Below are 19384 nucleotides of genomic sequence, written 5' to 3' on the forward strand. Positions count from 1 at the left end.
ATTATATGTTAATATTCATCCTCGTTCCAGAGGTAATCTTCATCTGTTGGATAGTCTGGCCAAATTTCTTCAATAGAATCGTAGGAATCTCCTTCGTCTTCAATTGATTGTAAATTTTCTACAACTTCTAGAGGTGCTCCGGTTCTAATCGCATAGTCTATAAGCTCATCTTTTGTTGCTGGCCAAGGTGCATCACTTAAATACGATGCTAATTCTAATGTCCAATACATTTGCGTTGTGTGTTTTAATTTTTTGCAAAAATAATTTTTTAGCTGAATTATTCAAGAAAAAAATAAATTATTTATTCATTAATAAAAAGAACGTGTAATCTTTAACTTCATTAAACCTAAATATAGTATTATTAAGGTTGAATAACTGAATGTTATAAGATTACGATTCTTTTTGAGGAATCCACTTAATTTCTTCAGCTTTTAAATCATGTGACAACTTCCGTGCCAACACAAAAAGGTAGTCAGAAAGACGGTTGATGTACATTAAAGTTTCTGGTTGAAAAGGCTCTAAGTCATTAAGATGCGAAGCTAAGCGTTCTGCTCTGCGGCACACTGTACGTGCTATATGACAGAATGACACGGTTTGATGGCCACCAGGTAACACAAAATGCGTCATTGGTGGCAGACTCGCTTCCATAGTATCCATTTCCTTTTCTAAACGCTCTATATCTTCGTTGGATATTTTTGGAATTTTTAAGCGTTGCTCACCATTTTTTAAAGTGGCTTTTTCGGGATCGGTTGCTAAAATAGCACCAATAGTAAATAACCGATCTTGAATATGCATTAAAGTGTTTTTGTACAACTGGTCAATGTCTTGATCTCTTATAAGGCCTATGTGTGAGTTAAGCTCATCAATAGTGCCGTAACTTTCTATGCGAATATGATGTTTAGGAACACGTGTACCTCCAAATAGAGCAGTTGTTCCTTTGTCACCTGTTTTTGTGTATACTTTCATAAAGACAAATTTACGAGTTAAAAGTTGTAAAGTAAAAAGTTAGCGGAATTGATTAACCGTTTATTTAACTAGTTGTTTATTGGTTAGGTGTTGAGATGTTTATGGATTTATTCGATTTTTTAGTTTCACTACTCACTACTCACTACTCACTAATTATAAGTGTCACTTTCAATCATGCCATCACGTAAACGAATAACACGTTTGGCGTGGGCTGCGATATCTTCTTCGTGAGTCACCATAATTACAGTATTGCCAGAAGCATGGATTTGATCAAATAATTCCATGATTTCTAAAGAAGTTTTTGAGTCTAAATTACCTGTAGGCTCATCGGCTAAGATGATGGAAGGTTTGTTTACAAGGGCACGACCTACAGCAACGCGTTGTCTTTGTCCTCCCGAAAGCTGATTTGGTTTATGATCCATACGATCAGCCAAACCAACATCAGTCAATACTTCAGAGGCTCTATCCACACGTTCTTTTTTAGAAGCACCTGCATAAACCATTGGTAAAGCAACGTTTTCTAAAGCTGTGGTTCTTGGCAATAGATTAAAGGTTTGAAAAACAAAACCTATTTCAGTATTTCTAATATCTGCGAGTTCATCATCTGTCATTTGGCTAACGTCTTTGCCATTAAGATTGTAAGAGCCAGCAGTGGGTGTGTCCAAGCAACCGAGTAGATTCATTAGTGTAGATTTACCAGAACCAGAAGGTCCCATAATGGCAACATATTCGCCTCGTTTTATATCTAGATCTATGCCTTTTAGAACATGAACAGTTTCTTGTCCTAATTTAAAATCTCTTATTATGCCTCTTATCTCAATGACGTTGTCGCTCATATAAAAACTCTGTTGGTTGCTTAAATCCTCTGCAAGATAAAGAATTTAAAAATCAGTTTGTCAATAAGACGTTAAAGTTGTCGGCTTGTTACAATCTTATTCTAAAATGTTCTTTCGCTTGTTCTTTTCTAAAAAATACGAAGCCTAAATAGAAACAATCTACAGTGACAATAACAGCATTGTGAGACTTAATATATTCCCAAGCTTCTGTCATTCCTTTAGACCAATAGATGTCGTCAAAAATAAATACCGAATCGTTATGTGCTTTAGGTAAAAGCGCTTCAAAATATTGAATAGTTGCTTCTTTGTTATGATGGCCGTCAAAATAGATGCAATCGAATTCAGTTTCTTCGATTTTTTTAATTTCAGAAGTAAACGCACCAACTTTAAAACTAATATTGTTTATAGATCGATTTTGAAATTGGGATTTGGTAAAATCGGATGTGTTTTTGCAACCTTCAATTGTTAAGATTTTTGAATCTTTGTTAGCAAAAGCAAAAGCAAAAGCACCCATTCCTAGACTTGTACCCAATTCTAAAACAGAATTTAATTTGAAATACTGAGCAACTCTAAATAGTAGTTTTGCTTCTTTTTTTGAACTACTAGACGTATTGACCATTTTGCTGACCTTGCGGAAACTACTGTCTAAGGTTTTTGAGCCTTCACCTAAATCCGTTATTTGAAGTATAACGTTTGAAGTTTTGAGAGCTTTTCTATAATGCTGAAGCTTTTTATATGCATCGTATGTCTTATTGTCGTATAAACATTTGGTAACAAACTGATATACAAAAGGCGAATGCACACCGTGTTGGTTGGTGGCTTTAAACAGGAATTTTATATATGCTATTATTTGATACATTATATGAGATTGCCATAGCAGACAAATGTGTCTGCTTCGCAAAGACTTTAACCTTCTAGTTTTTCTGCCAATTCAAACCAACGTAGTTCTTTTTCTTCAATACTATCAATTATAACTTGTAGTTCTTCGGACAGTTTGTTGATATCTTCTTGTGATAAATTAGGATTATTAAACTTGGCCTCTAAAGCTTTTTTGTCTAATTCCAATGAGCGAATTTTGGATTCTAAATTCTTGTATTCCTTTTGTTCGTTGTATGATAGTTTTGCAGCTTCGTTTTGTTTAACAGCTTCAGTATTGTCTGTTTTTTCAGTGTTTTCTATTTGTTTTGGTTGGCTACTGTCGTAAGCTCTAAAATCTGAATAATTTCCTGGAAAATCTTCAATAACGCCTTCGCCTCTAAATACAAAAAGATGGTCTACAATTTTATCCATAAAGTAGCGGTCGTGTGATACAACTAAAAGCACACCTGGGAAATCCATAAGGAAATCTTCGAGGACATTTAGTGTTACAATATCTAAATCATTGGTTGGCTCATCTAAAATTAAAACATTTGGATTCTGAATTAAAACCGTACATAAGTACAGACGTTTTTGCTCGCCACCACTTAGTTTTTCAACAAAATCATATTGTTTTTTTCTGTCGAAAAGAAAGCGTTCTAAAAGTTGTTGCGCACTTATTTGCCTCCCTTTTGCTAGTGGAATGTAATCCCCAAATTGTCTAATGACATCAATTACTTTTTGTTCAGGCTTTACTGTGATACCACCTTGGGTGTAATAACCGATTTTTACAGTTTCGCCAATAACGATTTTTCCACCATCGGCGTTAAGACTTCCGGTTAATAAATTTAAAAAGGTTGATTTTCCTGTTCCGTTTTTACCAATAATACCGATACGTTCGCCTTTTTTAAACGTGTAATCAAATCCATCTAAAATTTTCTTGTCTTTAAACGCTTTAGATACATTATGAAACTCAATGATTTTGCTACCAAGACGTTCCATATTAATTTCTAGCTGCACTTGATGGTCCTTTCTACGTTGATGCGCTTTCTTTTTTATTTCAAAAAAGTCATCAATTCTACTTTTAGATTTTGTCGTACGTGCTTTGGGTTGGCGACGCATCCAGTCGAGTTCCTTTTTGTATAGTTGTTTGGCTTTACCGGTTTCAATAGCTTCATTTTCAATTCGAGCTTCCTTCTTTTCAAGATAATACGAGTAGTTACCCTTATAAGTGTAAAGTTGTCCTTGGTCTAATTCAATTATTTCATTACATACACGCTCTAAAAAGTAACGGTCGTGCGTAACCATAAAAAGCGTTTGTTGGGTTTTGGCAAAGTAATCTTCAAGCCATTCTATCATTTCTAAATCGAGATGATTCGTAGGCTCATCTAAAATTAAGATGTCTGGTTTGCTTAATAGTGCCTGTGCCAATGCCAAACGCTTTTTTTGACCACCTGAAAGTGTATTTACTTTTATTGACAAATCGTCTAGCTTTAATTGCGATAGGATTTGTTGGTATTGTGTTTCAAATTCCCAAGCATTATTTCTATCCATAGCCTCAAAAGCGAGCTGATAGGCTTCTGTGTCTTCTGGATGTTTAAGTGCTTTTTCGTAGGCTTCAATGACTTTTAAAACAGGAATGTCGGATGCAAAAATGGTTTCTTCAATAGTGAGTTTAGGATCTAAATCTGGTTCTTGATCCAAGAATGCCAAACGCAGTTCTTTTCTAACAACAACTTGCCCTTCATCTGGTGTGTCTTTTCCAGAGAGGATATTGAGAATTGAGGTTTTTCCACTTCCGTTTTTAGCAACAAAAGCAATCTTTTGGTCTTTATGTATGCTAAATGATAAATCTTGAAAGAGGACTAATTCTCCGTAAGATTTTGATATATTTTCTACGTTGAGGTAATTCAAACTTTGTTATATTTTATGCAAAGAACGGAAATAAACCAAAAAGAAACCTAATAGTTTTGTTATTGGTGGTGATACATTATATTTGTCAGTAAACATCTATAATACTTATGAGAAGCATCAAGCTCTTGATTATTGTTCTTAGCAGCATTTTTATCTCGTCATGTATTCCACATAAAGACATCGTTTATTTACAAAATAAAGAGGGAGCTATTAATGATACAATACCTTATGATTTATCCGAAGTACAGAAGCCTTATCGAATTCAGATTGATGATATTTTAAATATTAGGATTAAAGTTTTAGACCAAAACAATACTCAGATTTTTAACCCTATTGGTGAGGCTAATTTAAATGCAGATAGTGCTGAGCGCGCCTATTTTGATGGCTTTACTGTAGATATACATGGTAATATTAGAATTCCTAATCTAGGTACTTTAAATGTACTTGGTTACACTGCAGATGAAATTGAAAAAATGATTGAGCAAAAGTTGCTAGATGAACAATTTAAAGAAACTGCTAATGTTTTTGTTACAGTTAAATTGGCTGGGTTGCGATATACTGCAACAGGTGAAATAAATAGCCCAGGGACAGTTACTCTTTTTAAAGAGCGTGTTAATATTTTTGAAGCTATTGCTAATGCTGGTGAAATTCCTATAACTGGTAATAGAAAAGAAGTGATGATTATTAGGCAATATCCGCAAGGGCAAAAAATACATCATTTAGATTTAACAGATATCAATGTTATGAAATCACCATACTATTATATACAGCCCAATGATATGATTTACGTAAAACCATTGAAACAAAAATCGACTGGTACGGGAGAAACAGCTGTATCAAGTTTAGCCACAATAGCCACCGTAGTATCATTGATTACTTCTGGTGTGTTAATTTTTACAAGACTTTAATAGATGGACTATAAAGATTTTGAAGATATTGAATCGTTGGAATCTCAACGTGTAGGCTTTGATTTTAAAGGGTTTTTGTTTAAGGCTCTCAATTTATGGAAGTTAGTTTTGTTTTGTATAGGCATAGCATTGATAATTGCTTACTTTATTAATGTTAGAAAACAGAACATTTATAGGCTAGATTCCTTAATAACAGTTGAGAATGACCAAAATCCTTTTTTCACAGCAAATACTAGTATATCATTTAATTGGGGAGGGGTTTCTGGTAAAGTAAGTAGTGTAATTACAGAAGTAAAAACGAGAACTCATAACGAACTTGTGGTAGATTCTTTAGAGTACTACAAGGAATATTTGAAGCAGGGCAAGTATCATTTGATAGATATTTATAAAGAATCTCCGTTTGAGGTTATTACTAATAAATCTCAACCACAGATTATTAATGTTCCTATTAAAATAAAAAATATTGATGGCAGGTCTTTTGAATTATCATGTGAGGTTGAAAATGGAAAAGGGATAACCCAGAATTTTGATTCAAAGGAAAAAGAGTCAATACGTTTAAAATCTAATTTTTTTAAAAATACATTTAAGTATAATGATACAATTTCACTTCCGTTTTTTAATGGTATTGTGAAGTTAAAATCAGATAAAAAACTAAATGGAGAGATAGACTATTTCGTAAGATATTTAAATTTTGACTCGGTAGTTGATAGCTATAAAAACACTATTAACATAGCTGCTGCATCGGGCGATGCATCTTCAGTTTTGAGACTTTCTCTTAAAGGAAAAAACAAATCTAAAATTGTTGATTTTTTAAACGCAACATCTGCTATACTTAGCAAGACAGAGCTAGCTCGAAAGAACCTTTATGCCACTAATACCATAAAATTTATTGATAGTAGTTTAGGCGATGTTAATGCAGATTTAAAGCTTGTTACTGACGAAATGAATGATTTCAGAAAGAAAAACAAGGTCTTCAATGTTGAAGGGGATATTCTTCAAACATCTGATCAATTGAGGACATATGAACAGCAAGAACTTCAAGAAGAATCAAAACTCAATTATTTAAATTCATTAGAAAACTATTTGAGAAATAAAAAGGATTATACACAGATAGCTGCTCCATCATCTGCCGGTATAACAGAATCTAATATTCTATCTAGTGTTAGTCGTATAATTGGCTTATCTGTAGAAAGAAAGAACCTAGAATATAGTACCAAAGAAGGATCGATTTTATTTGACGATTTGGATCGGAAAATAGATACAGAGAAAAATGTTTTACTTGAAGCCATTAATTCTACAAGAAATACCATTAGCGTACAACTTAATACATTGGCGAGAAAAATTGCAGGTTTAGAGGGAAAACTTATTGATTTACCAGAAGATCAACAAGAGTACTTAAAGATTCAGCGAAAGCTGGACTTGAGTAGAGAAGCATATGATATCTACCAGGCAAAAAGAAGTGAAGCGGCAATTGTTAAGGCAGCAAATGTTTCTGATATAACAGTTATTGACGAGGCAAAAGACATAGGTAATCCGCCAATTGGTCCTAAGAAATCCCTGAATTACATGCTTGCATTAATGATAGGTTTCTTTACACCTATGTTTTTAATATTCATAATTTATCTTTTGGATAGTACTATACATGGTTCTGATGAAATCGAAAAGATGTCCAAAATACCAATCTTAGGTGTTGTGGGTAAATATCGCTACAAAAACAACCTTGTTGCTTTTGAAAAACCAAAATCCGCTGTGGCAGAGTCTTTTAGAGCTATTAGGTCTAGTTTGCAATTTATTTTTAAAAACAATCCTTCAAAAACAAAAGCTAGCACTTTAATGGTTACTTCTTCTGTAAGTGGTGAAGGAAAAACATTCACTTCTATAAATATAGCGACTGTTTATGCACTTTCAGGGAAAAAAACAATCTTACTAGGGTTAGACTTGCGTAAACCTAAAATCTTCGATGATTTTAATATTACAAATGAAAAAGGAATAGTAAATTATTTAATTGACGATAGTGATTTAGCTGAAATTATAACAAATACTCATATTGATAATTTAGATCTCATTACTTCTGGGCCAATTCCTCCTAACCCTTCAGAATTATTAATGAGTGATAGACTAAAGCAGTTGATTTCATCTTTAAAGGATCAATATGATATTATTGTTTTAGACACACCACCATTGGGTTTAGTAACAGATGCTTTGGAGTTAACCCAATATGCCGATGCCACAATATTTATGGTTAGGTTAGATTATACCAAAAAAGGCATGTTACAGTTGGTAAATGCAAAATACAGAACAGGAGAGTTGAAAAATATAAGTTTTGTTCTAAATTTCTATAAGCACAAGAGTAACCATAATTATGGTTATGGTTATGGCTATGGTTACGGCTATGGTTATGGGGTTTATGGCAATGCATATCATGAAAGTGATAATCAATCTTTTTTAAAGAAGGCTAAAAATTTCTTCAGACGATTATAAATTTTTTAGGATTTAGATTTTGATTACTAAAAAACAACTTAGAACAAAACGATTATTTGACGTTCTCTTAGTTTTGTTTTTGTTGCCATTTTTAATGGTTCCAATTATTGTTTTAATAGTTATTGCCACAATAGATACAAAAAAATACGGTGTTTTTGTTCAGAAACGAGTAGGGCAGCATGGTAAACCTTTTAAAATCTATAAGATAAGAACCCTTAAAGAAGGTACACATCGACTGGGTCATTTAGACAAAAGCGCAACATCATTTGGTAAATTCCTAAGAAAAACCAAATTAGACGAACTTCCTCAATTATTTAATGTGCTTAGGGGTGATATGAGTTTTGTTGGTCCTCGCCCTGATATTCAGGGTTTTGCTGATGAATTAGTAGGCGATGACCGAATTATTTTGCTAGTTAAACCAGGCGTAACTGGTGAGGCAACTCTAAAATATAAAGATGAAGAAAAGGTATTAGAACGTCAAAAAGATCCCGAACACTACAATAGAACGATTATTTGGGTAGATAAAGTGAAAATCAATAAAAACTACGTTAAAAATTACAGTTTTTATTTAGATTTGAAACTCATTTTAAAATCCATTTTTAACAGATGATACATTCTGAAGATAAAATTGCAATTATTGGATTAGGTTATGTTGGTTTACCACTTGCTGTAGAGTTTGCAAAGCAATTTTTTGTTATTGGTTTTGATATTAATAATCAGCGAATCAATGAGTTAAATTCTGGTGTAGACAAAACACTAGAAGTTGACAACGATAACCTTAAATCAGTTTTAACAACCGATTTAAATGCCAATAATGGATTATATATAACTGATAATATTGAAGCACTTTCAGTAGCAAATATATATATAGTAACTGTACCTACACCTACAGACGAACTTAAAAGACCGGTTTTCACACCGCTTATTAAAGCCAGTGAGACTGTGGGTAAGGTTCTTAAAAAGGAAGATATTGTAATTTATGAATCCACCGTTTACCCTGGTGCTACAGAAGATATCTGTATTCCGGTTCTAGAAAAAATGTCAGGCCTTATATTCAATAAAGATTTTTATGCTGGTTATTCGCCTGAGCGTATCAACCCAGGAGACAAAAACCATACAGTTACTAAGATTTTAAAAGTTACGTCTGGCTCAACACCAGAAATTGCAGAAAAAATAGATCAACTTTACAAGAAGGTGATTACTGCAGGCACACATTTAGCTCCTTCAATAAAAGTAGCAGAAGCAGCAAAAGTGATAGAGAATTCCCAACGCGATATTAATATTGCTTTTGTAAACGAGCTATCTAAAATCTTTAGATTATTGGATATCGATACCAAAGCTGTTTTAGAAGCAGCAGGTACTAAGTGGAATTTCTTAAAGTTTTCCCCAGGTTTAGTAGGTGGGCACTGTATTGGAGTAGATCCTTATTATTTAGCTCAAAAAGCAATAGAATCTGGTTATAATCCAGAAATTATTTTAGCAGGTCGTAAAATGAACGATAGTATGGGGAGCTATGTGGCTACAGAAACTGTTAAGATGATGATTAATAAAGGCGCAACTATAAAAGGCTCTAATGCATTAGTTTTGGGTATAACCTTTAAAGAAAACTGTCCAGATATTAGAAACTCTAGGGTTATTGATATTATTGAAGAATTACAATCCTATCATGTTAACGTAGACGTTTATGATCCTTGGGCTTCAGCAGAAGAAGTAAAGCATGAATACGATTTAGACTTGAAATCCTCTATCGACAATTTACAATCTAATTACGATGCTATTATTTTGGCAGTATCTCACAATGAATTTTTAGAATTGTCTATTGATAATCTTAAGTCAGATAAATGTGTCGTTTTTGATGTCAAGTCTCTATTGCCAGTCGATACAGTAGATGCTCGTCTGTAATATTAAATACTAATCTTATAATGTACTCAAATCAATATCACAATCAAGATTTATCATCATTAAGTTTTTTAGTTACAGGTGGTGCTGGCTTTATAGGCTCTAATATTGTACAATATTTATTAAAATATGATGCAAAAAAAGTTCGAGTACTGGATAACTTTTCTAACGGTTATCGCGAAAACTTAACCGAATTTATGGATAACCCTTCTTTTGAATTACTAGAAGGCGATATCAGAGATTTGGATACTTGTAAGAAAGCCATGAAAGGTATTGATTATGTTACGCATCAGGCAGCCTTAGGATCTGTACCACGTTCTATTAATGATCCTGCAACCTCAAATGAGGTAAATATTTCAGGATTTTTAAATATGCTCATAGCTTTAAAAGAAAGTAAGACCGTAAAGCGAATGATGTATGCTGCATCAAGTTCTACCTACGGTGATAGTAAAGCCTTACCAAAAGTTGAAGATACTATAGGAAAACCTTTATCTCCTTATGCAGTAACAAAATATGTTAATGAGCTTTATGCTGACGTTTTTGGAAAAACATATGGTACTGACGTTATTGGTTTAAGATATTTTAATGTTTTTGGTCCTAAACAAAGCCCAAATGGAGCCTATGCCGCAGTTATCCCATTATTTATGCAAGCACTTAAGGATAATAAGCCATCTAAAATTAATGGTGATGGAGAGCAAACTAGAGATTTTACATTTGTAGATAACGCTGTTCAAGCCAATATCAAAGGATTCTTTGCTCCTAAAGAAGCAGCAAACGAAGTTTTTAATGTTGCTTGTGGCGAGCGTATTACAGTAAATTACCTTTGGGATTCACTAAAAGTTGCAGCAGGTTCTGACTTAGAAGCAGTCTATGGACCACCTAGACAAGGAGATGTAAGAGATTCTTTGGCAGATATTTCTAAGGCAGAAAAACTGTTGGACTACAAGCCTCAATATACGGTTAGAGAAGGCTTAAAAATTACTTGGGATTACTTTAATTAGCATGGGAAATACTTCTATCTTTATTATAGAAATTCTAAATAAATAGTATATTAGTAAGACTAATAAAAACACGCTAAATTGTTGAGCAATAAGGAAGATGAATGGCTATATACCATCTCTGCAAAGAGAAAACTCATCGACTTTAATTTTAAAGAAATTTGGCGTTATAGAGACTTACTGTTTTTGTTTGTAAAACGTGATATTGTCACGCTTTACAAGCAAACCATTTTAGGGCCTCTTTGGTACCTCATCCAGCCTTTATTTACTTCCATAATTTTCACTTTAATATTTAATAATTTAGGTCAAATACAAACAGGAAGTGTGCCACCGTTTTTATTCAATCTAGCAGGAATTACAGCATGGAACTATTTTAGAGATTGTCTTAATAACACGTCGAGTACCTTTACAAAAAACCAGAATATATTTGGTAAGGTTTATTTTCCAAGAGTAATATTACCAATGTCTATTACTATTTCTAACCTTTTAAAATTTGGTATTCAGTTTCTGATTTTTATTGGTTTTTTTGTGTATTACTCAGTAATAGGTTTTGAGTTAAGCATTAATTCTAATATAATTTTGTTTCCTATTTATATTGTCATTATGGCAATGCTAGGGCTAGGTTTGGGTATGATTTTTTCGTCGCTCACTACAAAATATCGAGACTTAACGGTGTTACTGACTTTTGCAGTACAATTGCTTATGTATGTATCTGCAGTGCCCTATCCTATGTCCGAGGCAAAAGCTAAATTTCCACCGTTGGTAGCTAGAATCGTAGAGTATAATCCTTTAACTCAAATTATGGAAGGATTTAGATATATGCTGCTTGATATTGGCGAATTTAATCTTGCCAGGTTTTTATATACATTTTGTATAAGCTTGTTTATATTTTTATTAGGATTGGTTATTTTTAATCGTACAGAAAAAACCTTTATAGATACTGTGTAGAAGATGTCTGATGTAATTCTTAAAGTAGAGCATATAAGTAAACAATATCGACTAGGTCTTGTAGGTACTGGTACACTAAGCCATGATCTAAAGCGATGGTTATATAAGATACGAGGAAAAGATGACCCTTATTTAAAAGTTGGGGATACTAATGATAGGAGTAAAACTGCTGAGAGTGATTATGTTTGGGCAATTAAGGATATTAATTTTGAAGTTAAGCGAGGAGAGGTTCTTGGTATCATAGGAAAAAACGGCGCAGGTAAATCTACATTGCTCAAAATACTCTCTAGAGTTACTAGTCCAACGACCGGTCAAATAAAAACCAAAGGGCGTATTGCTTCTTTGTTAGAAGTAGGTACAGGCTTCCATCCAGAGCTTACAGGAAAAGAGAATATTTATCTCAATGGTGCTATTTTAGGAATGACCAAAACCGAAATAAAAGCTAAAGAACAGGAGATTGTAGAATTTTCTGGATGCCAACGTTACATAGATACACCAGTGAAAAGATACAGTTCTGGTATGCGTGTACGTTTGGCATTTGCAGTAGCAGCGTTTTTGGAGCCAGATATTTTAGTAGTAGATGAGGTTTTAGCTGTCGGTGATGCTGAGTTTCAAAAAAAAGCCGTCGGTAAAATGCAAGATATATCTAGAGGTGATGGTCGAACAGTTCTTTTTGTGAGTCATAATATGGCAGCAGTTAAGAGTTTATGTACAAGAGCTATTGTACTAGAGCATGGAAAAGTAGCATACAATGGTAGTACTCAAGATGCTGTAAGTTTTTATTTATCTGATGGTAACAGAGAAATCATAGATAATCTTTTAGAACGAAAAGACAGAAAGGGTATAGGTGATTTTCTATTTAAAGGGATCTCTATACTTAATGAAGCAAATGAAAAGCACCTTAATTTACTTTCTGGTGAGTTGTATCGTTTTAGAATTGAATTTTCCACTAAAAAAACTATTATTGACGCTAAAATAAGGGCACGGTTCATAGATAGTAAAGGACAAATTCGTTTTTTGCTGAATAATTATTTTATTGATACAGTTACTTTAAATTTAGAAAAAACAGATAAAGGTATTGTTGAATATACGATAGAAAAACTACCGCTACCAAATGGAAATTATACCATACAACTTACATGTTTTTCAGAAAATGGATTAGAAGACGATCTTGAGAACACAGTAGATTTTAACTTAATTGGTGGCGATTTTTTTAATTCTGGTAGAGAACAGTTTTCTAAAGAAGGCGTACTTGTAGAACATAAATTTAAAGTCCTTAAATAATATTTAATGTTAGTTTGCCATAAATACAAATTTATTTTTTTTAAGACACAGAAGACTGCAAGCACTTCAATAGAAATTGCACTTTCATCTTTATGTACTGAGGAAGATATTATTACGCCAATATCAAAAAACGATGAAAAGGTAAGACAAGCTTTAGGATATTTAGGACCGAGAAATTATAAAGTGCCTTTAAAAAAATATTCTAAGGATGATGTTATAGATTTTATTTTTAAAGGTAAACGAAGGGAGCTTTATAATCATATATCATGTGAAGAACTTATGACTGTAATAGGAGATAAAGTTTTTAAGGATTATTATAAATTTTGTTTTGAAAGAAATCCTTATGAAAAAGCGTTATCCTTATTTTTTCACGAAGGTGGATATGAAAAATGGACATCGCTTAAAAATTTTATTGAACAAGGAGGATTAAAGGTCATAAAGGGTTATGACCAATATACGGTAAACAATGTTGTAGCTGTTGATGACGTTTTTAAATATGAAAATATTCCGACAGCATTAGATGTAATAGCAAAAAAAATAAATCTTCAACAAAAAATAGAATTACCTAAAACAAAACTTAAATCGCAATTTAGAAAAGATAAACGACCTTATGATGAGGTTCTTTCACAGGAAGAAAAAGATTTAATAGCTACTATTTGGGCACGCGAAATTAAACTAATGGGATACTAATACGATTATGAGTTCTATATCTAAAAAAGTAAAGCGCCTTTTCTATAAAGAAAAACCGTTAGTAAAAGTCTATTCTCACCCAAGGTCTGGCACACATTTTTTAGAGGCGTTTTTAGCTAAGAATTTTTATAAAACTAAAGATTTATCCATTGATAAGGTGACTTGGGGACATTGGTCTGATAGAAGAATTAAAGCAGATGGTAACCCATACGGAAAGCTATTTGGTAACCATTATTTGGGGTTCGAAAATCAAAATAGTACACCAAAAATATACATTTACAGAGATGGTAGAGCTGTAGCATATTCTATTTGGAAAACACCAAACTTTATTTCTAAAGAAGAGGCTGGAATAACATTCAACGATTTTTTAAATAAAAAAATAGATTGGAGCGGTACACCAGCTAGAAAATCTGAGTCAGAGTATACCATTTTTCAACATTGGGCAAAACATGTAAGTAGTTGGAAAAAACTAGCTGAAAGTGATGAAAATTTATTAATGATTAAATACGAGGATTTAGTTGACGATCCATACAGTATTTACCAGAAAATTCATAATAAGTTTTTTAGTGAACAGCTTATCCTTAAAACCAATAAGATAGATGTTATAAAAAAACCATTAGGATTATTACCAAATAAGGGAGTAAAGGATGAATGGACTAAACATATAAATGATCAAAACTCAAGAGCTTATAAGGGCATTGAAAACATTACGGTTTAATATTTGAAATTATGAAGAATAAAATAATCAAGCTTCTGGTAAAACTTCGATTAATTAAAGACCCTAAACGAAAAGAAAAAAGACACGCATTGGTTGGTTCTTCTAAAAGATGGAAAATAAAACAGGATTTTCAAATAAAATTTTTGAAAGATCAAGGGCTTAAAGAGGACGATGTCTTTCTGGATATTGGTTGCGGTACATTAAGGGGAGGTATACCAATAATGAAATTTTTAAATGTAGGTAATTATTATGGCGTTGATATAAGGGAAAATGCTATTGAAGAGGCAAAGAATGAGCTAAGAGAAGAAAAGCTAACACAAAAGATTGGCGATCTTATTCTGTTTGATAAATTTGAAAACTTACAAATTAATACACGATTTAATAAGATGTTAGCCTTTTCTGTATTAATTCATTTAAGTGATGATATTCTTTATGAATGTTTGAAGTTTGTAAAGAATAATTTGACCGATGGAGGTGTTTTATATGCAAATGTAAATATAGGTGATAATGACCAAGGAAGCTGGTTAGAGTTTCCTGTAATGTTTAAAACACTAGATTTTTATAAATCCACATGCGATAAGCTCGGCTTAAAATTTGATGTACTTGGTGAGTTGAGAGAACTTGGTCATATAAGTGGTGATGAATTATCAGATAAACAGTTAATGCTAAAAATATATAAAGCCTAATTGTAAATTGATGAGAAAAGTAACCTACATAACGAGAAGTTTTCCGGTACACTCTCAGACTTTTGTTGTAAATCAAATAGTCAGTACTATAAACAAAGGTTATGATGTAGGTGTATTAACTTATAAGTTAAAAAACTTTGACAAATCTTCACAACCATCAAATCTGTCTAACAACGGCATAAAAGATGTCACCGAGATTATAGATTACAAAATACCTAAGAATAGATTTTTTCGTTATATAAAAGGGCTTATTCTCTATTTTAAATATTTTAAATATAACCGATTATCTGCATATGCTTCCAAAAAAGAGCATTGGTTTTTTCAGCCCTATTTGGTCAATTTTTTTATAAAGTATTCAGATGCAGATATATTTCATATACATTTTGCAAATGCAGGTTTAGATATTGCTGCTATGAAGAAGTTAGGTGTAGTTAAAGCAGAGCTTATACTAACGCTTCATGGATTCTCGGTACATTACAAAAACGAATTAGAAAAAGAAAGGTTAGTTACGACCTATCAAAATTTGTTTCAACAGGTAAAGTATATCACAGTTAACTCGCAATATCTACTCAATAAAATAATAAATTTACAATGCGATGAAGTAAAGCTGCGTATCATACCAATGGGAGTAGATACGGATTTTTTTACGAGTACTAATAAAAAGTCGATTATCGATAAACCTGTAAAACTTCTCTCAGTGGGTAGGCTAATAGAGTTAAAAGGCCATAAATATGGTATTAAATCTGTAAAATACCTTGTAGATAATGGGTTGTTGGTTCATTACACTATTATTGGTGTTGGTAGAGAAGAAAAAAATTTAAAACAGTTGGTAAAAGATCTAAGTTTAGAGTCTTATGTTACATTTTTAGGTTTAAAAAACCAGCAAGAGTTGAAAGAGCAGTACGATAAGCATCACATCTTTTTAATGACATCGATTACAGACAACCAAAACCGTGCAGAAGCACAAGGGCTAGTAACATTAGAAGCACAGTCTATGGGTTTGCCTGTAGTAGCCTTTAATTCTGGTGGTGTTAAAAGTACGCTTACATCAAGTACAGGTTTTTTAGTTCAAGAAAAATCCATTCGAGATTTTTGTGATGCAATTACAAAATTATACAACGATGACAAGCTTTATTCTAAGATGAGTATTAATGCACAAAAGTTTGTGCACAATAATTTTTCTTTGAGAGAATTAACCAAAAGTGTTGTAGCGCTTTATGAATAAAAACCAACAAAAGAACTGGCTAAAATGAATATAGAAGAACAAAAATCATTTTACGATAAGTATTGGAGTACAAATAAGTTAATAAACAGTTTGCAACTTAGGCGATGTGTGAAAATCTTAGAATATTTTACGGTTGTAAAAAGAAAAATACGAAAGCCATTAATTTTAGATTTAGGTTCTGGCGATGGACGATTAACTGCATTTCTTGGTCAGTTTGGTATGACAGATGCTGTTGAACTCTCTCAACAGGCTGTTGATAAGGCTAATGAGTTATATCCTCATGTTAATTTTCAGCAAGGTGATGCTTTAACTTTCGATTTTAGGGATAAAACGTTTGATGTTATTGTTTCTCAAGAAGTATTAGAACACATTGAGGATAAGGATAAATACGTTAGTGTTTGCCATAAAGTATTAAAACCAAGTGGCTATTTAATTCTTACCACACCTAATAAAAATGTGTTGGACCATATGACTGATGGCAAAACATGGTCAGATCAACCCATAGAACTACCCATAAGTAAGGGAGAATTAATAAGGCTTCTAAAACACCAAAATTTTAAAGTTTTGAAATACGAAAGTATTATAATGAATTTTGGCAATAAAGGATACTACAAGTTAATTAATAATAAGTATGTTGTTACATTATTCAAAAAAATAGGACTGGCTAAATTTAGAGAGTCTGTTTTATCTAGTTTAGGCTATGGTCTCCATCATTGTATTTTGGCACAAAAGCAATAGAGGCATTGGTTTTATAAATTGTTAAGTCAGAAGATAATGAAGATTGCTATTGTAATTACCGCCAAAAATGAAGCTCGTATTTTACGAAGTAACATATTGTACCATAAAGCAATTGGTGTTTGCAAAGCCTTTGTTTATTTTGATAATACAACCGATAATGGTAAGTCAAGTATTTCAGATGTAGATATTGTAGAAATGTCTCATTCTGTTGTTGATAAATACCGTAATATAAAAGCCTTGGAAAAGTTTAGTCAAAAGGCTAAGAATCATCATACCGCCAGGCAATGCCTTAATACCTATGATGCCCTTCAAAAAAGTAAAGCATTGGGTATAGATTGGCTTATATCATTAGATGCAGATGAGCTTGTAATTACAGATAAAATTGAAGTTTCAGATTTAAAACGTTTTTTTGGTGAGTTAGACGATTCGGTAGATTTGGTGAATTTTGAGCCTTATGAAATCTTACAAGATAGACATAGCTACAATAATGTATTTGCCGAGGCTTTATATTTTAAGACTACTCATAAATTTAGCAGAAGAATAGATCAAATTTATAAATCCTTTTATAACCCATTTGATAAGCGCTATATAAAATTTTCTTTTTGGTACGGACAACATCTAGGGAAAGCAGCCTTAAAAGTGAATTCTAAACAAGAAATAATACCAAAAAATGTACATCGCTATACCTATATTGATGGTAATCGAATAAATTCAGTTTCAAATAAAGGTATGTTACATTACCATATGTTCGATGCTAAAGATTTTATTAAAAAGTTTAAAAACTTTAAGGATAGACCAAATCACTTCCTCTCAGGAAATAAAGTTGACTCTTTAAAGCTATTGTGCAGAGATATAGTAAATTCAGAAGATTTCACAGAGGAAACGTTAATAGCATATTACAAATCTAATATTATGTTTTCCAAAGGTGAAGTTAAAAAGATGCTAGCTAACAAAAATAGATTTTTTCTTAAACGAAAAGAGAAAGCAATAATAAAAATTACCAGTGTAAATAAAGTATTTTCTAAATTAATAGCTAAATAGAAATTGAAACCAAAGCTTAAAATAGTAATATTTGATGGTAGCTTTAAAACCAGACCTTTTATTAATAATGTGATAAAAAGTTTGGGTAAAAAGCATAAGCTATATGTTTTAGGTTTTGATAACAGCGTAATTAATAAAATAGAAGGAGTTACCTATGTAGATTTAGGTACTCAAAGTAATAAATTGAATTTATTGAAGAGAAGCCTAGTTTTTGTTTTTAATAATCTATTTAAAAAAAGTGGAATCAAAGATTTTCAAACCTTTATAAAATTAATGCTCCGTTTTGATTCTTCAGGTTTAAAACACTTCAATTTTAATAAGGCTTTAGCACAAATTAAACCAGATATAGTGCATGTTCAATGGCTATCGTTATTGCCATACTGTGAAACTATTCTAAATAGTAAGAGTTATAACATAGTTTTAAGTCAGCTTGGATACCAATTAAATGTAAGACCATTTGTAGATGCAGAAAACGAAATATACCTAAAGCGCCAGTATCCAAAAATCAGAGGTTTTCATTCAGTTAGCCATGCCATAAAAGAAAAAAGTAACCTTATATATACATCACTTTCAAAAATAGATAAGGTTATTTATTCAGGTTTTAATTTTAGTCGTTTTCCAAGTATTTGTCTTTACGAAAAACAAGAAACACTACAACTACTATCTGTAGGGAGACCACATTGGATTAAGGGCTACGACTATATGATAAAAGCTTGTGAGGATTTAAAAAAGAATCAAATTGATTTCCACTATACCATTGTAGGTGCTAGAGGTAATGAGGAGTTGATATACATGATTAATGATTTAAATCTTCAGGACTATATTACAATTACACATTCACTGCCGCAAAAAGAAGTTTATCAATTAATGATTAATTCAAGTCTTCTTGTGTTACCAAGTTTGGCAGAAGGAATAGCAAATGTAGTAATTGAAGCAATGGCAATAGGGCTACCTGTTTTAAGTACGCGTTGTGGAGGTGTTATAGAATTAGTTACAGATAACGAAACAGGACTTTTAGTTCCTATAAGAGACGCAAATTCTTTAAGCAAAAAGATTCAAGATTTTCACACATTACCTTTAGATAAAATTAATGCGCTTAGAGTTAGTGCTAGAGAAAAAGTTGAGAAAAATCACAATATAGAAAAAATGACAACTGATTTTGAAGATCTATATTATAAATGTCTGCAAAATGATTAG

General features: G+C 32.2%; 19 protein-coding genes. 14 read left to right on the forward strand and 5 right to left on the reverse strand.

Annotation, left to right across the window (positions count from 1 at the left end; all coding sequences use genetic code 11):
• Positions 1-8: 8 nt before the first annotated feature.
• The 5 genes from FC091_RS12770 to FC091_RS12790 all read right to left on the reverse strand — a co-directional run bounded on the left by FC091_RS12770 (position 9) and on the right by FC091_RS12790 (position 4571).
• Positions 9-230, reverse strand: coding sequence for a DUF2795 domain-containing protein (locus FC091_RS12770; protein ID WP_006989959.1), 222 nt, complete (start codon positions 228-230; stop codon positions 9-11).
• A 160-nt stretch (positions 231-390) separates the two neighbouring features.
• Positions 391-966 (reverse strand): cob(I)yrinic acid a,c-diamide adenosyltransferase, encoded by a 576-nt coding sequence (locus FC091_RS12775; protein ID WP_138434654.1) that lies wholly within the window; start codon positions 964-966, stop codon positions 391-393.
• A 149-nt stretch (positions 967-1115) separates the two neighbouring features.
• Positions 1116-1802, reverse strand: a complete 687-nt coding sequence (locus tag FC091_RS12780) for an ABC transporter ATP-binding protein (protein WP_138434655.1) — start codon at positions 1800-1802, stop codon at positions 1116-1118.
• 88 nt (positions 1803-1890) lie between these two features.
• Positions 1891-2661 (reverse strand): O-methyltransferase, encoded by a 771-nt coding sequence (locus FC091_RS12785; RefSeq protein WP_138434656.1) that lies wholly within the window; start codon positions 2659-2661, stop codon positions 1891-1893.
• A 47-nt stretch (positions 2662-2708) separates the two neighbouring features.
• Positions 2709-4571: an ABC-F family ATP-binding cassette domain-containing protein gene (locus FC091_RS12790; protein WP_138434657.1), complete on the reverse strand. Its 1863-nt coding sequence runs from the start codon at positions 4569-4571 to the stop codon at positions 2709-2711.
• 107 nt (positions 4572-4678) lie between these two features.
• Between FC091_RS12790 and FC091_RS12795 the strand changes: the two genes are divergently transcribed.
• The 14 genes from FC091_RS12795 to FC091_RS12860 all read left to right on the forward strand — a co-directional run bounded on the left by FC091_RS12795 (position 4679) and on the right by FC091_RS12860 (position 19384).
• Positions 4679-5479, forward strand: a complete 801-nt coding sequence (locus tag FC091_RS12795) for a polysaccharide biosynthesis/export family protein (RefSeq protein WP_138434658.1) — start codon at positions 4679-4681, stop codon at positions 5477-5479.
• 3 nt (positions 5480-5482) lie between these two features.
• Positions 5483-7960, forward strand: coding sequence for a polysaccharide biosynthesis tyrosine autokinase (locus FC091_RS12800; RefSeq protein ID WP_138434659.1), 2478 nt, complete (start codon positions 5483-5485; stop codon positions 7958-7960).
• 19 nt (positions 7961-7979) lie between these two features.
• Positions 7980-8570, forward strand: coding sequence for a sugar transferase (locus FC091_RS12805; RefSeq protein WP_262708977.1), 591 nt, complete (start codon positions 7980-7982; stop codon positions 8568-8570).
• A complete protein-coding gene (locus FC091_RS12810) occupies positions 8567-9862 on the forward strand; it encodes a nucleotide sugar dehydrogenase (protein WP_138434660.1) in 1296 nt (431 codons plus the stop codon). Before FC091_RS12805 ends, FC091_RS12810 begins: the two co-directional genes overlap by 4 nt.
• Before the next feature lie 20 nt (positions 9863-9882).
• Positions 9883-10860, forward strand: a complete 978-nt coding sequence (locus tag FC091_RS12815) for an SDR family oxidoreductase (RefSeq protein ID WP_138434661.1) — start codon at positions 9883-9885, stop codon at positions 10858-10860.
• 81 nt (positions 10861-10941) lie between these two features.
• Positions 10942-11805, forward strand: coding sequence for an ABC transporter permease (locus FC091_RS12820; protein ID WP_246035912.1), 864 nt, complete (start codon positions 10942-10944; stop codon positions 11803-11805).
• Between the two features lie 3 nt (positions 11806-11808).
• Positions 11809-13089 (forward strand): ABC transporter ATP-binding protein, encoded by a 1281-nt coding sequence (locus FC091_RS12825; RefSeq protein WP_138434663.1) that lies wholly within the window; start codon positions 11809-11811, stop codon positions 13087-13089.
• 6 nt (positions 13090-13095) lie between these two features.
• Entirely contained in the window at positions 13096-13779 is a 684-nt protein-coding gene (locus FC091_RS12830; RefSeq protein ID WP_138434664.1) for a sulfotransferase family 2 domain-containing protein, read from the forward strand.
• 7 nt (positions 13780-13786) lie between these two features.
• The gene (locus FC091_RS12835) at positions 13787-14497 is read left to right on the forward strand and encodes a sulfotransferase domain-containing protein (protein ID WP_138434665.1); all 711 of its coding nucleotides are present in this window, start codon (positions 13787-13789) and stop codon (positions 14495-14497) included.
• Positions 14498-14508: 11 nt separating this feature from the next.
• Positions 14509-15183 carry a methyltransferase gene (locus FC091_RS12840; RefSeq protein WP_138434666.1) on the forward strand — a complete coding sequence of 225 codons (675 nt, stop codon included), beginning with the start codon at positions 14509-14511 and terminating at the stop codon, positions 15181-15183.
• A 10-nt stretch (positions 15184-15193) separates the two neighbouring features.
• Entirely contained in the window at positions 15194-16408 is a 1215-nt protein-coding gene (locus tag FC091_RS12845) for a glycosyltransferase (protein WP_138434667.1), read from the forward strand.
• A 24-nt stretch (positions 16409-16432) separates the two neighbouring features.
• A complete protein-coding gene (locus FC091_RS12850; RefSeq protein WP_138434668.1) occupies positions 16433-17146 on the forward strand; it encodes a class I SAM-dependent methyltransferase in 714 nt (237 codons plus the stop codon).
• A gap of 36 nt (positions 17147-17182) precedes the next feature.
• Complete coding sequence (locus FC091_RS12855; RefSeq protein ID WP_138434669.1) at positions 17183-18187, forward strand: glycosyltransferase family 2 protein; 1005 nt, start codon at positions 17183-17185, stop codon at positions 18185-18187.
• A gap of 3 nt (positions 18188-18190) precedes the next feature.
• A complete protein-coding gene (locus FC091_RS12860; RefSeq protein WP_138434670.1) occupies positions 18191-19384 on the forward strand; it encodes a glycosyltransferase family 4 protein in 1194 nt (397 codons plus the stop codon).

This window comes from Winogradskyella algicola (genome assembly GCF_005869935.1).
GTDB classification, from domain to species: domain Bacteria; phylum Bacteroidota; class Bacteroidia; order Flavobacteriales; family Flavobacteriaceae; genus Winogradskyella; species Winogradskyella algicola.

Bases quoted from the DNA above. Each gene is read 5' to 3' on its own strand.
- FC091_RS12810 (WP_138434660.1), top strand. From the start codon at position 8,567: ATGATACATTCTGAAGATAAAATTGCAATTATTGGATTAGGTTATGTT.
- FC091_RS12795 (WP_138434658.1), top strand. From the start codon at position 4,679: ATGAGAAGCATCAAGCTCTTGATTATTGTTCTTAGCAGCATTTTTATC.
- FC091_RS12770 (WP_006989959.1), bottom strand. From the start codon at position 230: ATGTATTGGACATTAGAATTAGCATCGTATTTAAGTGATGCACCTTGG.
- FC091_RS12840 (WP_138434666.1), top strand. From the start codon at position 14,509: ATGAAGAATAAAATAATCAAGCTTCTGGTAAAACTTCGATTAATTAAA.
- FC091_RS12780 (WP_138434655.1), bottom strand. From the start codon at position 1,802: ATGAGCGACAACGTCATTGAGATAAGAGGCATAATAAGAGATTTTAAA.
- FC091_RS12830 (WP_138434664.1), top strand. From the start codon at position 13,096: ATGTTAGTTTGCCATAAATACAAATTTATTTTTTTTAAGACACAGAAG.
- FC091_RS12785 (WP_138434656.1), bottom strand. From the start codon at position 2,661: ATGTATCAAATAATAGCATATATAAAATTCCTGTTTAAAGCCACCAAC.
- FC091_RS12775 (WP_138434654.1), bottom strand. From the start codon at position 966: ATGAAAGTATACACAAAAACAGGTGACAAAGGAACAACTGCTCTATTT.
- FC091_RS12835 (WP_138434665.1), top strand. From the start codon at position 13,787: ATGAGTTCTATATCTAAAAAAGTAAAGCGCCTTTTCTATAAAGAAAAA.
- FC091_RS12815 (WP_138434661.1), top strand. From the start codon at position 9,883: ATGTACTCAAATCAATATCACAATCAAGATTTATCATCATTAAGTTTT.
- FC091_RS12825 (WP_138434663.1), top strand. From the start codon at position 11,809: ATGTCTGATGTAATTCTTAAAGTAGAGCATATAAGTAAACAATATCGA.
- FC091_RS12855 (WP_138434669.1), top strand. From the start codon at position 17,183: ATGAAGATTGCTATTGTAATTACCGCCAAAAATGAAGCTCGTATTTTA.
- FC091_RS12800 (WP_138434659.1), top strand. From the start codon at position 5,483: ATGGACTATAAAGATTTTGAAGATATTGAATCGTTGGAATCTCAACGT.
- FC091_RS12850 (WP_138434668.1), top strand. From the start codon at position 16,433: ATGAATATAGAAGAACAAAAATCATTTTACGATAAGTATTGGAGTACA.
- FC091_RS12845 (WP_138434667.1), top strand. From the start codon at position 15,194: ATGAGAAAAGTAACCTACATAACGAGAAGTTTTCCGGTACACTCTCAG.